General features: G+C 60.1%; 12 protein-coding genes. 3 read left to right on the top strand and 9 right to left on the bottom strand.

The features are described from left to right. Positions 1 to 37: 37 nt before the first annotated feature. Positions 38 to 1039, bottom strand: coding sequence for a FecR family protein (locus AC07PQ_RS22100; RefSeq protein WP_493186205.1), 1002 nt, complete (start codon positions 1037 to 1039; stop codon positions 38 to 40). 389 nt (positions 1040 to 1428) lie between these two features. Here AC07PQ_RS22100 and AC07PQ_RS22095 point away from each other — a divergent pair, with 389 nt between their 5' ends. Then, entirely contained in the window at positions 1429 to 2466 is a 1038-nt protein-coding gene (locus AC07PQ_RS22095; protein ID WP_493186206.1) for an Ldh family oxidoreductase, read from the top strand. 76 nt (positions 2467 to 2542) lie between these two features. On the opposite strand, the gene AC07PQ_RS22090 is transcribed toward AC07PQ_RS22095, so the two are convergent. Then, the gene (locus AC07PQ_RS22090; RefSeq protein WP_087091079.1) at positions 2543 to 2863 is read right to left on the bottom strand and encodes an ElaB/YgaM/YqjD family protein; all 321 of its coding nucleotides are present in this window, start codon (positions 2861 to 2863) and stop codon (positions 2543 to 2545) included. Between the two features lie 155 nt (positions 2864 to 3018). Here AC07PQ_RS22090 and AC07PQ_RS22085 point away from each other — a divergent pair, with 155 nt between their 5' ends. Continuing rightward, positions 3019 to 3273: a hypothetical protein gene (locus tag AC07PQ_RS22085; RefSeq protein WP_007928582.1), complete on the top strand. Its 255-nt coding sequence runs from the start codon at positions 3019 to 3021 to the stop codon at positions 3271 to 3273. Here AC07PQ_RS22085 and AC07PQ_RS22080 read toward each other — a convergent pair. Then, a complete protein-coding gene (locus AC07PQ_RS22080) occupies positions 3245 to 4180 on the bottom strand; it encodes a LysR family transcriptional regulator (RefSeq protein WP_493186207.1) in 936 nt (311 codons plus the stop codon). The two genes, AC07PQ_RS22085 and AC07PQ_RS22080, sit on opposite strands and share 29 nt — an antisense overlap. An 85-nt stretch (positions 4181 to 4265) precedes the next feature. Here AC07PQ_RS22080 and AC07PQ_RS22075 point away from each other — a divergent pair, with 85 nt between their 5' ends. Beyond that, positions 4266 to 5186, top strand: a complete 921-nt coding sequence (locus tag AC07PQ_RS22075; protein ID WP_053261042.1) for a carbon-nitrogen hydrolase family protein — start codon at positions 4266 to 4268, stop codon at positions 5184 to 5186. Here the strand turns inward: AC07PQ_RS22075 and AC07PQ_RS22070 are convergent. From AC07PQ_RS22070 to AC07PQ_RS22045, 6 genes are all read right to left on the bottom strand, one after another. Then, positions 5179 to 5724 carry a GNAT family N-acetyltransferase gene (locus AC07PQ_RS22070; protein ID WP_007928564.1) on the bottom strand — a complete coding sequence of 182 codons (546 nt, stop codon included), beginning with the start codon at positions 5722 to 5724 and terminating at the stop codon, positions 5179 to 5181. The two genes, AC07PQ_RS22075 and AC07PQ_RS22070, sit on opposite strands and share 8 nt — an antisense overlap. Positions 5725 to 5777: 53 nt before the next feature. Next, the gene (locus tag AC07PQ_RS22065; RefSeq protein WP_493186208.1) at positions 5778 to 6035 is read right to left on the bottom strand and encodes a PAAR domain-containing protein; all 258 of its coding nucleotides are present in this window, start codon (positions 6033 to 6035) and stop codon (positions 5778 to 5780) included. A gap of 98 nt (positions 6036 to 6133) precedes the next feature. Then, positions 6134 to 7072 (bottom strand): DUF6708 domain-containing protein, encoded by a 939-nt coding sequence (locus AC07PQ_RS22060; protein ID WP_101337864.1) that lies wholly within the window; start codon positions 7070 to 7072, stop codon positions 6134 to 6136. A 10-nt stretch (positions 7073 to 7082) separates the two neighbouring features. Beyond that, on the bottom strand, positions 7083 to 10043 hold the full coding sequence (locus AC07PQ_RS22055) for a T6SS effector BTH_I2691 family protein (protein WP_493186209.1): 2961 nt from the start codon (positions 10041 to 10043) through the stop codon (positions 7083 to 7085). After that, complete coding sequence (locus AC07PQ_RS22050) at positions 10036 to 10998, bottom strand: DUF4123 domain-containing protein (protein WP_157832252.1); 963 nt, start codon at positions 10996 to 10998, stop codon at positions 10036 to 10038. The genes AC07PQ_RS22055 and AC07PQ_RS22050 overlap by 8 nt, the downstream gene beginning before the upstream one ends. Beyond that, complete coding sequence (locus AC07PQ_RS22045) at positions 10995 to 13115, bottom strand: type VI secretion system Vgr family protein (RefSeq protein ID WP_493186210.1); 2121 nt, start codon at positions 13113 to 13115, stop codon at positions 10995 to 10997. The genes AC07PQ_RS22050 and AC07PQ_RS22045 overlap by 4 nt, the downstream gene beginning before the upstream one ends. Positions 13116 to 13174 lie beyond the last annotated feature (59 nt).

Here is a 13174-nt window from a genome sequence, read left to right as displayed (position 1 = left end):
CGTCAAGCGCAGGCCGCACCCGCGAGGGTAGCGGCCTTCAGCTTTTTGGCGCGGTGCCTGGCAGCGAATTGACGACCGGGTTGCCGTCCTGGTTGCGGGTCAGGTACACCGGCAACACTTTGGGCAGCGTGGTCACCAGGCTCTTGACCGCGGTGACGTCGTAGATGCCGCCGACCCGAATGTTGCCCGTGGCGCTGTCGGCCAGCATCACCGGCTTGCTGAGGTAGCGGTTGATCAGCGGCAGGGCCTCGCCGAGCGCCAGGTTGTCCAGCACCAGCTTGCCCTGGCGCCAGGCCAGCGAGCTGTCGTTGGCAGCGGTCTGGCTGATCAGTGGCTGGTAATCGCCCTGGCGATAACGCGCCTGCATGCCCGGATCGAGAGGCAAGCCAGCGTCGGGGTGGCTGTTGTCGCTGTTCACCAGCACCGAACCTTCGAGCAGGGTGACCCGCACCTGATCCTCGTACATCCAGACATTGAACTCGGTACCGGTGACCCGGACCTGGCCGCTGGCTGCCTTGACCACGAACGGATGGGCGCTGTCGTGGCTGACCTTGAAGAAGGCTTCGCCTTTTTTCAGGGTGACCCGGCGCTGGTCCTTGTAGTTGCTGTAGGTCATCTCGGTGCCCAGGTTGAGTTCGACCTGGCTGCCGTCGGCCAGGGTCACCTGGCGCATGCTGCCGTCGGCCTGGAAATGTTCGTAGGAGGAGGGCAGCCAGCCCAGGCTCCAGCCGCTGTAGGCGGCCAGGGGCAGGGCCAGGGCGCTGATCGCCGCGGCCATGCCGTAGGCGCGCCAGGGTTTGCGCGGCGCCGGCAAGGGCAGGACGGTGGTGGCTTGAGGGCGAGGCAGATGGTCGGCGACTTCCCAGATTTCCTGCATCGCTTCGTATTCGAAGGCATGCAGCGGGTGGGCGTCGCGCCATTGCTCGAAGGCCTGGCGTTCGGCGGCCGTACAGTCCGCGGCATGCAGACGCATGCACCACTGCGCGGCGGCATCGGTGATGGCGTCGTATTCGGCTTCTGTGAGGTGCTGTTCGCTCATTGGCTCTTCCTGGTTTCGCGCATTCTACCCTTCGCAGCCAGGCTTGGAGAACCGCCGTCATGGCTAATGCATATCAAAGTTGAGGTTATTTTTGGAGCAAAGCCTCTGAAACACAGGACTTTTGTCAGCAGTATCCACAGCGGGAGTGAAAAAATGATCAAAACACCCTGGCCGCGGTCATCGCCACTGCCACCTTGCCGAGCTCCGGCGCGCCATCCTCGGCTGACGGCGTGTTGGTGGCGGCTCTGTCTCTTGCTGGCATCGCCGGTGCAAGGTTATGGCCGAGGTTGACAGGGCGCGCGCAAAGCGTTGTTTAATCGTCGGGCGCACTCACTTGGTTGCCTTCTCATGCGCTGTAGCCCATTCCAATAATTAATCCGGAGCTCCAGATGTCTGTATCGCCCCCGGCTGTTGAAACACCGCAGGAACACCTGTCGCTCGAGGCACTGGTGAAACTGCTGGAAACGATCTTTCTGCGCCATGGCACCAGCGCCGAAGTGGCGCGCAGCCTGGCGCACAACTGTGCCGCTGCCGAGCGCGACGGCGCCCACAGTCATGGCGTGTTCCGTATTCCCGGTTATGTCTCGACCCTTAACAGCGGCTGGGTCAACGGCAAGGCTGTGCCGGTGGTCGAAGACGTGGCCCCGGCCTTTGTCCGGGTCGATGCCGGCAACGGTTTCGCCCAACCGGCGCTGGCGGCGGCGCGGGCGTTGCTGGTGGAGAAAGCGCGCAACGCCGGGATCGCCATTCTGGCCATCCGCAATTCCCATCACTTCGCCGCGCTGTGGCCGGACGTCGAGCCGTTCGCCGAGGAAGGGCTGGTCGCCCTGAGCGTGGTCAACAGCATGACCTGCGTGGTGCCCCACGGCGCCGACCGGCCGTTGTTCGGCACCAACCCGATTGCCTTTGCCGCGCCCCAGGCCGGGGGCGACCCCATTGTCTTCGACCTGGCCACCAGCGCCATTGCCCATGGCGACGTGCAGATCGCCGCACGCAAGGGCGAACGCCTGCCGCCGGGCATGGGCGTGGACGGCCTCGGCCAGCCCACCGACGATCCGAAAGCCATTCTTGAAGGCGGCGCGCTGCTGCCGTTCGGCGGGCACAAGGGTTCGGCGCTGTCGATGATGGTCGAGCTGCTGGCGGCGGCGCTGACGGGTGGCCATTTCTCGTTCGAGTTCGACTGGTCCAACCACCCGGGCGCGAAGACGCCCTGGACCGGCCAGTTGCTGATCGTCATCGATCCGAGCAAGGGCGCCGGGCAGAATTTCGCCGAGCGCAGCCAGGAGCTGATCCGCCAGATGCATGGCGTAGGGCTCAAGCGCCTGCCGGGGGATCGCCGGCATCGCCAGCGGGAAAAGTCCCTGCGCGAGGGGATTGCCCTGGACGCCGCGGAGCTCAAGCAGTTGCGGGAGCTGGCGGGGCTTTAAAGCGCGGTTTCAAAACGCAAGGACCAGGCGAGCATGCTGCTGGCCTGGTCCTTTTTTCATCGGGCGGCAAGGCTTGTTACGAACGACGCCCCAGCAACAGGCCCACCACCAGGCCGACGCCGGCGGAGATGGCCACGGTCTGCCACGGATGGCCGCCGATGTATTGCTCGGTAGCGTCCACCATCGGCTTGCTGCGCTCGCGCACGCTGGACACCGAGTCCAGTGCCTGCTTGAGTTTCAACCCGACCTGTTGACGCAGATTCTCGCCTTCCTCACCCACCAGCGATGCGCTGCTTTTCAGGAGCTTTTCCGATTCTTCGATCAACGCTTGAAGCTCGCTGAATTCCTGGTCCTTGATTTGTTCGTCAGCCGCTTGCGCAGCAGTTTTACGAGCCATTGAGTTACTCCTTGCGGGTCAGTGATGCGATGAACAATGGAGTTGCGGGGCCGGCGAAAAGTTGCAGATATTTTCTCCACCCGCTCCATGCCGGCGGGAAAACCCCAGCCGTCACAGTGTAAGATGTCGGCTATTTTACGCAGCAGGAAATTCCCATGAGCTTCAATCTGGCCAACAAGACTCTCGCCGAGCGTGCAGAGATCGAAGATGAAAAGTCCCGTCTGTTCGAGCTGTGGCAGAGCAACCTGGGCAAGGCCAAGGGCGAAGCCGCACGGTTGTTCGGCGAGCGCGGCAAGCGCAAGGGCAAATGGGCCGAATGGGTGCGTGCCGAGCTCGACGGCATGTCGCCGCCGGAATACGCCAACATGGTGCGCAGTGAAGTCAATCGCCTGATGGCGGCGAACAAGTAAGCTCGAAACTGGCGACTATCGCCTCGCGCACTTTCAATACCACCGGATCGATCTGCGCGCTGGTGCGCCAGCCCAGCTCGATCGGGTAGCGCGGCAGGTCCAGCGGGCAGGGCAGCAGCGCCAGCCCGGTCAGTTCGGCGATGCTCCGCGCGGCGTGGGCCGGAATGGTCGCCACCGCCTGGCTGCCCTTGAGCAGGTGGGGCAGCGCGGCGAAATGCGTGGTCGAGGCGCAGACCTGGCGACTCAGCCCCAGGGCCGCCAGGCCCTCGTCGGTAATCCCGATAAAGCCTTGCGACGATACCAGTACATGTTCGCGGGCGACGAACTCGTCGAGGTCGATGGCCTGCTGTCCCGGGCCCAGGCTCGCCGGGTCCGCCAGGCACAGATAACTGCCTTCCCCCAATACCTGACGGCTGAGCATGCGTTCGGCGAAACCGCCGGCGCTGATGGCCAGATCGATGCTGCGCTGCAACAGCGCTTCGCCGACGATCTGGCTGTGGCTCTGGCGAAAGATCAGCCGCAGCTTCGGCGCCCGCCGGGCGACTTCCTCGATCAGGCGCCGACCGTAGGCAATCTCGAAATCGTCCGACAGCCCGATCGCCACCGAGCGGCCCTGATAATGGCTGGCATGGGGGGCGACCATGGCCAGGCTCTGCCGGCATTTGTTCAGGGCCTCGCTGACCACCGGCTTGAGCTGGTTGGCCCGGAGGGTCGGCGCCAGGCCGCGCCCGGTGCGCACGAACAACTGATCGCCGTACAGCTCGCGCAGGCGCCGCAGCGCCGCGCTCATGGCCGACTGGGTGACGCCCAGGCGCAGGGCGGCGCGGCTGGCGCTGGATTCGTCATGCAGGGCTTCGAAGGCCTTGAGCAGGTTGAGATCGACCTGGGCGATATTCATCTGGTTCATATCATTCAGTATCAGGAGGGGCTTTCTGCATGATCGGCGAGGGCCGGACAATGGGCAACACTTCATCGCCACAGGAGTTTCCCCGATGTCCAAGTCCGTTGTCGCCGCGTTGCAGATCGGCTCCCTGCCAGGGGGCAAGGCCGATACCCTGGAGCAGATCCTGTCCTTTGAAGCCGCCATCATAGAGGCCGGCGCGCAGCTGGTGGTGATGCCCGAGGCCTTGCTCGGCGGCTACCCCAAGGGCGAGGGCTTCGGTACCCAGCTCGGCTATCGCCTGCCGGAAGGCCGTGAAGCCTTTGCCCGTTATTTCGCCAATGCGGTCGATGTGCCGGGTGCGGAGACCGAGGCCCTGGCCGGCCTGGCGGCGCGCACCGGGGCCAACCTGGTGCTGGGGGTGATCGAGCGCGCTGGCAGCACCCTGTATTGCACGGCACTGTATTTCGATCCGCAGCACGGCCTGGTGGGCAAGCACCGCAAGCTGATGCCCACCGGCACCGAGCGGCTGATCTGGGGCAAGGGCGACGGCTCGACCCTGCCGGTATTCGACACCCAGGTCGGCCGGGTCGGCGCGGTGATCTGCTGGGAAAACATGATGCCGCTGCTGCGCACCGCGATGTACGCCAAGGGCGTGCAGGTCTGGTGCGCTCCGACCGTGGACGAGCGCGAGATGTGGCAGGTCAGCATGCGCCACATCGCCCATGAAGGCCGCTGCTTCGTGGTCAGTGCCTGTCAGGTGCAGGCGTCACCCCAGGCGCTGGGGCTGGAGATCGCCAACTGGCCGGCCGAACGCCCGCTGATTGCTGGCGGCAGCGTGATTGTCGGGCCCATGGGCGAGGTCCTGGCCGGGCCGCTGGTGGGACGCGCCGGCCTGCTGACGGCGCAGATCGATACTGACGAGCTGGTGCGGGCGCGCTACGACTACGACGTGGTTGGCCACTATGCGCGTCCGGATGTGTTCGAGCTGACGGTGGACGAGCGGGCCAAGGCCGGCGTGCGTTTCATCTGAGGCGACGCCACTCTTCGCGGGTGATTTCCCAGATATCACGGGGCAATCGCCCGCAGACGAAGTCGTCTTCGTCACTGCGGATCAGGCGCATGCCGGCGCGTTCGGAAATCCGCCGCGAGGCCAGGTTTGGCGTGGCCTTGGGCACCCGCATGACCTCACGCCCCAGCACCTCGAACCAGTACTCGGTGACCGCCGCGCTGGCCTCGCTCATATAGCCCTGGCCTTGCCACGCCGGAGCCAGCCAGAAACCGCGGTTGTTGTCGGTCTGGTCCATCAGGCTGACATTGCCGATCAATTGTTCCGGCGCGCTTTTCAGGCGGATCGACCAGTGCCATTCCTCGCCGCGCTCCATGGCCGGCAGCGCCAGGTCGCGCAGGTAACTCAGGGCACCATCGGCGGGATAGGGCCAGGGCACCCGCGCGTTGAGGTATTGCACCACTTGCCAGTGCGCAAACTGCTGCTGGACAGCCTCGGCATCGGCCAGCTCCAGCGGACGCAGAATCAGGCGTTCGGTGTACAGGGTGGGGGACCGCGCCATATGAAAATCTTTCTCCTTGCGGGCAATGAGTTCCGGGGTAATCCATCTGTTGTCTAGTCGAGCATCCAGCTACTGTCGCCTTCGGTGAGCGTGCCTCCGTGACTGGTCGTGTCTCCCAGCCTGGCAACCGCTTTCCCCTCGATGTCCTCTGTCGGTGAACCAGTTTGTATGACGGCACCGCAACTGATGCCATCACCCACCCGGGCGACGGCTTTGCCATTGATAGAGGCGCTTGTTGCCCCACTGACAACCGTTCCCGCTCCGTGTATCGGGCAATCATGGCTATGACCAACAAGTACAACGGGTTTCATGCAAGTTCCCTCTTTGAATCAACCTGGGTTGTCGTCAATGAACGATGCTCTCGATAATGTCTGGCAAGGTTTTGCTGCTCCAGCTTGTCAGCAACACGCTAGGGTCCAATGGTCTTGGCCGTCATTTCCATTTGCGCTGATGTGACAGATTCTCCTTCGAGCGCTTGTTGCGGTGGGGCCGCCGGACGTACGCGCAACAGGCGACAGGTCATCCACCAGCAAAGAGCAACGAAGAAGTTGTAAGGAAAGAACACTAACCAAAGAGGCATCAGCCACCATTTCTTGCCCTGCTTTTCCCCAGGCTCTCCCGTGCGCCAAGGCACATAGTGACGAAATGCCTGACGGGGGGTCAGGCAGATAGAGTTATGAGGCACATACCACCAGTGGGGTTCTTGAGGAACGGGCAGCTTATCCGGGCCATGGGCCATGAATTGGCGGATGTACTCCCAGACTTGCGCAACGAAGATCGGTCGAGGATCACTGGGTTCATTGCTGTCGACACAGATGCTATAGGTCGGCGCCCAGGATTCTGCGATTTGCCTGGCTTGCGGACTGTCTTGGTCAGTACCGAACGCATTGAGGATCAATGAAGTAGTGGTACTGAACGATCGACCGGAAAACTCGGTTCGACCACAGATGCCTGCTTTAACGTTGTTCCAATCACCGACAAGCAGGGTCTTGCCCTTCAGGTAATAGACTTTTTGCGTGTGGCGATTGAAATAGAAGTTCGATTGACTTCTGATCAGGTGGATCCGGTAAAACAGAAACAACGAAATTCCCAGCGGCAAGAGCAGGGGAATGAGCAGAACCCACACTTCATCAGCCGGCGTGTCATTGATCACGGCGCAAAACATCCATAACCACAGAAGCAACGTGACGACTATCGTGGCGGAAAACAGCTTGGCCATGAACGCCGAGTCTGCGGGCATCGGATTGCGCAGGCACAACACGCTTTTTCCCATGGAGATGTATTGGTCGCCGATAGACGGTACAGCTTCTGCCTTGTCTTTTGGGGTCCAGGTCCAGCTGATGGTCATTTGGTGCTCCTTAGTCGATCAGCTCAAACGCTGCAGTAGTGACGGCAGTTTCGTCCCAGCCCTGGTTGGGCTTGTAGGTGACCTCGAGGGATATCCTGTCGCTATCGGTGGCGCCTATTTTATGATTGAAGTGCAGGATCAATCCCGCTTTAACGTGTCGGCATTGAGTCGTTGCGTCAGTTATGGGCAGGGGCGCACGGCTGGCAAGCTTGCCTTGCCAGGTGCTCTGGTCCTGCACGAAACCTGGGAAAAGCACGGCAAACTCGGCTTTGTCGGCCTCGAAATAATTGTCATGCCAGGCGCTGTCTATTCCGTTCCAGCCCAATGACTTGGCCTGGCTGGCGTCGAGCAGTACAGGACCGAAATAGCCTTGGTACCAACCCTTTATTTCATCACTGAGGGAGGCATAACCAGGAAGGCGCTTTTGGCTGTCGAGCTTTATTCCTTGACGTACTTGCCCATCGTTCTTGCGATTGCCAAAGACGCTCCGGGCGGCCCATAGCTCCATGGGCGTATGGTTCTCCTTGTTGGCCCTGGACATCAACCACATGGCTCCTATGACCATGGCGCCGCCGATCAATATCACCGCAGCAGCAATCCAGCCAGCGACAGGGATGGTCGCAGAGGCGCCGGCAGCGGTCCCCACCCCGGCCATCGCGCTTCCCAAGGCAATGCCTCCCTCGAGCATTGCCGCGCTCCCGATGGCCAGGGCGATGCCTCCCCCCCAGGTGTAAGCAGCTGCTGTGGAGTTTCCTGCGTTAAGTTTTTCGTACCCTGAATAGCCGTCAGTGATCACGCCCAGGATAATTCCCGGCCACCCCAGTGCCCGTCCGAACAGTTTGCTCGAAAGGGTGCTCGTGACTCCGGTTCCGAAGGCTGCCCCGGGAAGGCTTTGACTAAAACGTGCTGCCGATGCCACGTAAATGCTACGCAGGCTCACTCCAGTGGCAGCCATTGCCGAAATGGTGCCAAGAACGGCAGATACAAAATTGAGTACATCTGACGTGGCGGGTTCTTTCTTGAGCTTCTCCAGAGCGATGGTCAGGTTGATCATGTTGAAATACAACATGCCGGCGTTGAGTACGCCCCCGCCACTGGTGACTCCCAGCGACTTGAGGGTCGGGCGGACTCTGATGGTCTGGGTTTGTTTGATGGTAACGGTCCGGCTGCCGGTGGTGACAACCTCGGTACTGTGCTGTATTTCCGCCATGCCTCTGTCGAGGTAGTTCCTCACCTCGATGGAAAGAGCGTCAAGCTTTACCTTCGTGCCTGTGATTCGATAACGGGCGGATAACAACCCCATGACTTTCTGAGCGTTGGCTTCCTGTGCCGCAGCCTGGACTTGTTGACGTAGCGTCTGGCTTCGATCCCAGCGGGTCTTGCCGTGCAGTTTTTTCATCACCACCGTGGTGACGTCCTGGGCAATAAGGTCAGTGGAATTTACTGCAGCCGGGAATTTGCCATAAAGCTCTTCTATGACCTGGTCTTTTGCTCCCAGCAGCCCGCCTACCGCATCCGCTTTTTCCTTGAATGGGTTATAGGCGGCAAGCGCGATATAGATGGGGCTGCCATCATTGCTGACCCAGCGCTCCAGGCGCTTGAACCTGGGGTCCTGATCATGACGCCCCGGCAACGGCGAGCCCATTCCGTTCATCAAAATAGCAATGGATTGTTCGAGTCCCTGGGCGGATATCTTGTTGTCGCGGTCGTGCAGATCCAAAGCGGCAGCAATGCTGTGAGCGGTTATCTTATGTTCGGTTTCGGCGGTCGCCAGCCAGCCGTCATGGTTGGTGCACGCGACGTCGAAATGAGCCAGTAATGTTTTTAGCTCCTGGTCGGCTTTTTGCCGCAAGGCGAGGAATTCATTGTATTTAGCGGCATCAATCCGTTTAGCCAGACGTTCACCACCGGGTGAAAGGTTCTTGTCGGTCAGTACCTGGTAGGCCAGTTCGTCATTGCCGGGAACCCGATGCCCCCTGGGCTGGGCTCGATGCCAGTCGGACCGCTGTTTGACGATGCGCTCCACGTCCTTCGCGGGGGTGGTCGACAGCAGTTTCAAGGTTTCCTCAAGAATGGTCGCGGTCAGGTTTTTACGATGGAAGTCCGCGCTGCCAATGGCCAGTTTCTCTACATCGAGTCGCATGCAGGCGGGAAATTCCTGTTGGTCATCGACAGTCCTTTTGGCCTGCACGTCGAGGATCTGGTGTTTTCGAGCCGCAGCAATCAACGCCAGGTCGATACTGATGCCCTGTGGGTCGAAAAGAGCGACTACTGCCGGGACTCTCGGTTGCGTAATCGGGTAGTTCTTGCCCTCGGCGATAATGGTGCCCAGAGGTAAGTCATCGCCAATGGAGTGGCAACTCCAGCCCAGAGGCAGGCGTTTGTCCCTCGGCTTGTAATCCTCAACCCACTTGCCCAGGCCTTCCGCAGGCAGGAGATGTTTTTGCTTGGAAGGGCTTTTTTCACCGCTGGTCAGTTCCTTCATGTCCACTTTCTGCATATGAATCGCGCGCGCGCTTTTATCACTGCAGATCCTTGTGGTGATGCGATTGGTCCATAAATGGGTGCTGTAGGCAATCCAGACCTCGCTCGCAGTATCCGGACAGGTGTCTGCCCAGACCCATGACATGCTACGTCCGGCACGAAACGCATCCCGTTTGTGGTAGTTCTCCAGGCCGGTGTAGTTGAGCTCTTTGTAATGGCCCTGACCGTCGTGTTCATGCACGACCATTTTCTCGCCTTTGGGCCCGCTCATGAAGACATAGACATAGCCCGGACGCAGCGCTCGCAGTGTGTAACTAGCCTCGCGCAAGGCTGGGAAACCGTTCTCAAGCTCGTAACCGCTGCCGCTGTAGCGGTACTGCGCGGACTTGCCATCCCCTGGTAAGACGGCATAGCGGATTGGCACAAGAGGAATGCGGGAGCTGCAACCGGGAGCACTGGCAGCGCTGCCAACCGTGGAATCATTCATTCTGGAACTCCTTTTCACTGATGAGGGCCGTCAGATTGCGCAACCGGCTGACGGGCGATTCAACAGGGTCCTCAAGTAATGCCTTGGCCTGCTCGGAACCCATTGGCTCTGGATATCGGGCATGCAAAAGGACAAAGTCGCGCACGTCCGTGTCGCGCTCGATATTGACGCTGGCCGCTTCTCGAACTTTCTCGCGGACACTCTCGCAGATCTGTTCAAGGCTGAATGCGTTGTACTGCGATAGCGCCTGAACTTCTTCGGCCAGGCTGATGATGAAGTAATCCTGGGTATTGGCGTCGAAGGCGGCCATCTCCAGAGGGTGCAGGTGCAGTCTTTGTTGCGGGTCCGCGGTTGACGCTGCTTCTGGATGGTCGAGCCGAAACCAGCTGACGCGACGATGCCAGTGGGTGCGCCAGAGTAGTTGCTGGATCGGGCCTAGCCACTGGCTACGGTTCGGCTGACCGAGCGCCGATAACCAGGGCTCCAGTATCGTGGGCTGAAAGTTGAAGGTTGCTTGGCTGTGATCGGGGAGGGTGATCTGCACGAGACTGCCCAGATGCCGGGCAAGGGTGTCGAGGTCAACCTGGGTACCGATGATGATCACGCCATCGGCCTCGGACCAATCGGTAATCGCCTGTTCCAGCAAGGCGGGTTTGTCTGTGGCATCGACCAGGAGCGGGCCACGCTCTTCCATGTCCGCCAACGGGCTGTTGGCCCATAACCACCGCCGTGGGGCGAAAGATTCGAGTGCGCGAACCAACTCGATTACCGACGGTGCCACTGCCGAGGCAGCCCCGGCATCCGGCGGCGAAGGTCGATAAGCCCAGTCCTCCAGTCGTTGGGTCGTGAGCAGCAGATACACTCGCGACGTCGATGGCAGCGCCACGCGTGGATCGATGTCGCCCAATTGCACAGGGGTATCGGCAGGTAGAGCGGTACCATCATCCCTGTTCATTTCGCGCTTCCTTTCAAACACGTGCAGTCTTCCAGGAGGCAGGTGCCGTCCGGGCGCTTGCCGCATAACCGGTCCAGAGGCTTGCCGGAGGCCGGAGTGCCGACCACGGCGAAAGGATTGTTGTTTCCGGATGAGGAGTGGTTGACCGCTCCTTTGAAGCGAATGGCGATGCCGTCGAGCGTGATACCGGACTCATCGATGGTAATGCTTCCCCCTGGCCCCTTGATGACAACGCTGCTGCTGGACTTGAGTTCGTAGCGCTGCGTTCGCCGCTCGATGCTTTGTCCTGCCTCGATACGATGGTGCCCCTGAACAGCCTCTTCACGGTGTCCGCCAATTTCAATCCAGTGGTTGGCTATTGTCTTGTCGCGCCGGTTGTTACCGACTTCCTCCGTCCGGTCCTTGCCTGTATGAACAGTGTGGTTGCGGCCAATGGTGAGGAAATCATCCTGCCCGATGTTATGGCGTCGATCGCGGCCAATGGTGACCTGTTCGTCATTGCCTACGGTTTCGCGGCGGTCATGGCCGATCGCAATGGTTTCGTCGTTTTCAACCTGCTCGCTACGGTCATGGCCGACGTAGGTCGTCTCGTCATGATTGACGTGGATGTTCTGATCCTTTTGCGCGTGGACATAGATTTCTTCCTGGTCCTTTTCGTCCTCGAAACGCAGCTCGTTGAAGCCTTCGCCTTTGTGGGTCTTGCTCTTGATCGTCATCCGCGTCTTGTGACGCGGCAGTTCGTAAGGAGGAGGGTTGGTCGCCCGATAAGTTCGTCCTGTAATGATCGGTTGGTCGCAGTCGCCATCAAGGTAATCGACAATGACTTCCTGCCCGATCCGAGGAATGGCGATATGACCCCAGTCAACCCCGGCCCAGTTATGGGCCACGCGTATCCAGCAGGAACTGAATTCGTTGTGTTCGCCTTCCCGGTCCCATGGAAACTGGACCTTTACCCGACCCCATTCGTCGCAGTAGATCTCCTCACTCTCGGGGCCTACCACTGTGGCTATCTGCGGTCCTTCGATGCTGGGTTTAGGCATCGGCTCGGGACGCCACTCTGTATCTTCCGAGATGATCTCGGCGACGTAGTCGTAGCTCACCCCAACCTCCGCGGCCTCATCTTCCTGGCTGGCGTTCTGCACGCCCTTGTGGGTGATGCGAACAGGCCTCCACCAACGGTTGAAGTCGGGTCTGGGGTGCCCTGTGAGTTGGAAACCGACACCGGGTATCAGACGCGGATCGTCACCTTCGACAAGAGCAACCCGAGCATCTCGGCGATGACCGCGTAACCGGTTCTGAGTGAATGGCTTGCCAGCGCTGCTGGCTTTATAGCGGCCCGGATAGTCATAGCGCTCGTAGGTCTGTGCCTGATGCTCCAGTTCTTCGCCTGCAACGTTGTGGTGCTGGGAATAGGAAGGGCGCTTGAATGTGTAATCGCGTTGGGTTTGCTGGGCGGTACGGACATTTTCGGTGTAGCTGAACGCATAAATCACAGGCTGGGGGGCATCGCCGGCAGGTGCGTCGTTGTAGAGAACAGGATCGCCTTCGATACGAGGGTGGATATAGAGTCGGTCGCCGTGGTGCAGCGTGTGACTGTCGGCGGTAAAGGAAAAGGAGTAGTAAAACCCTTCTTCTGCGGCCAGCCGGTCCAGCAGGTAAAGATCGGAGTCTCCTGCCTGTACACAGTACTCGCGAACTAGGTTTTCATTCGTCAGGTGCTGTTCATAGTGCAGGATGCCATGTTCTCGAAGTACGTTTTTCAGAATCGCGGGAACACTTTTCTGCTGGAAAATACGCCAGTTGGAACACAAAGCAAGTCGGCAAAGTTGTGGTTCGACTACCGCGCGATAGCGTGTCCGGTGAAATCCTGTCGTACCTTGTGTGAAGGCTGATACAAGACCGTGTACGTAGCGCACGGCCTGGCTGCCATGCCAGATCGTCAGTAATGCAGGACAATCGAGTACCTGTGCAAAATCTATCGCTGTGCTGTAGCTGGAAAGCTCCAGTTCCAATCGAAAAGGCTCGGAAAGAGCTTCCTCCAATGTGAACGCTACAACGTCGAATTCTATGTGGCTGGAGAGCACTGCAAACGTGAATCTCAGATCCCTTTGTCGCATACGCCATTCCTTTGGCAACAGAGCGAACCGCTAAAGCAAGAAAAACGGTCAGGCTCAAA

The sequence above is a fragment of the Pseudomonas sp. GW821-FHT09E12 genome (assembly GCF_059416085.1).
This window is presented reverse-complemented; position numbering and strand designations above follow the sequence as displayed.

What these genes read in the sequence shown, in the direction of transcription:
- AC07PQ_RS22100 (WP_493186205.1), bottom strand. Translation starts at nt 1,039, where the DNA reads ATGAGCGAACAGCACCTCACAGAAGCCGAATACGACGCCATCACCGAT.
- AC07PQ_RS22095 (WP_493186206.1), top strand. Translation starts at nt 1,429, where the DNA reads ATGTCTGTATCGCCCCCGGCTGTTGAAACACCGCAGGAACACCTGTCG.
- AC07PQ_RS22090 (WP_087091079.1), bottom strand. Translation starts at nt 2,863, where the DNA reads ATGGCTCGTAAAACTGCTGCGCAAGCGGCTGACGAACAAATCAAGGAC.
- AC07PQ_RS22085 (WP_007928582.1), top strand. Translation starts at nt 3,019, where the DNA reads ATGAGCTTCAATCTGGCCAACAAGACTCTCGCCGAGCGTGCAGAGATC.
- AC07PQ_RS22080 (WP_493186207.1), bottom strand. Translation starts at nt 4,180, where the DNA reads ATGAACCAGATGAATATCGCCCAGGTCGATCTCAACCTGCTCAAGGCC.
- AC07PQ_RS22075 (WP_053261042.1), top strand. Translation starts at nt 4,266, where the DNA reads ATGTCCAAGTCCGTTGTCGCCGCGTTGCAGATCGGCTCCCTGCCAGGG.
- AC07PQ_RS22070 (WP_007928564.1), bottom strand. Translation starts at nt 5,724, where the DNA reads ATGGCGCGGTCCCCCACCCTGTACACCGAACGCCTGATTCTGCGTCCG.
- AC07PQ_RS22065 (WP_493186208.1), bottom strand. Translation starts at nt 6,035, where the DNA reads ATGAAACCCGTTGTACTTGTTGGTCATAGCCATGATTGCCCGATACAC.
- AC07PQ_RS22060 (WP_101337864.1), bottom strand. Translation starts at nt 7,072, where the DNA reads ATGACCATCAGCTGGACCTGGACCCCAAAAGACAAGGCAGAAGCTGTA.
- AC07PQ_RS22055 (WP_493186209.1), bottom strand. Translation starts at nt 10,043, where the DNA reads ATGAATGATTCCACGGTTGGCAGCGCTGCCAGTGCTCCCGGTTGCAGC.
- AC07PQ_RS22050 (WP_157832252.1), bottom strand. Translation starts at nt 10,998, where the DNA reads ATGAACAGGGATGATGGTACCGCTCTACCTGCCGATACCCCTGTGCAA.
- AC07PQ_RS22045 (WP_493186210.1), bottom strand. Translation starts at nt 13,115, where the DNA reads ATGCGACAAAGGGATCTGAGATTCACGTTTGCAGTGCTCTCCAGCCAC.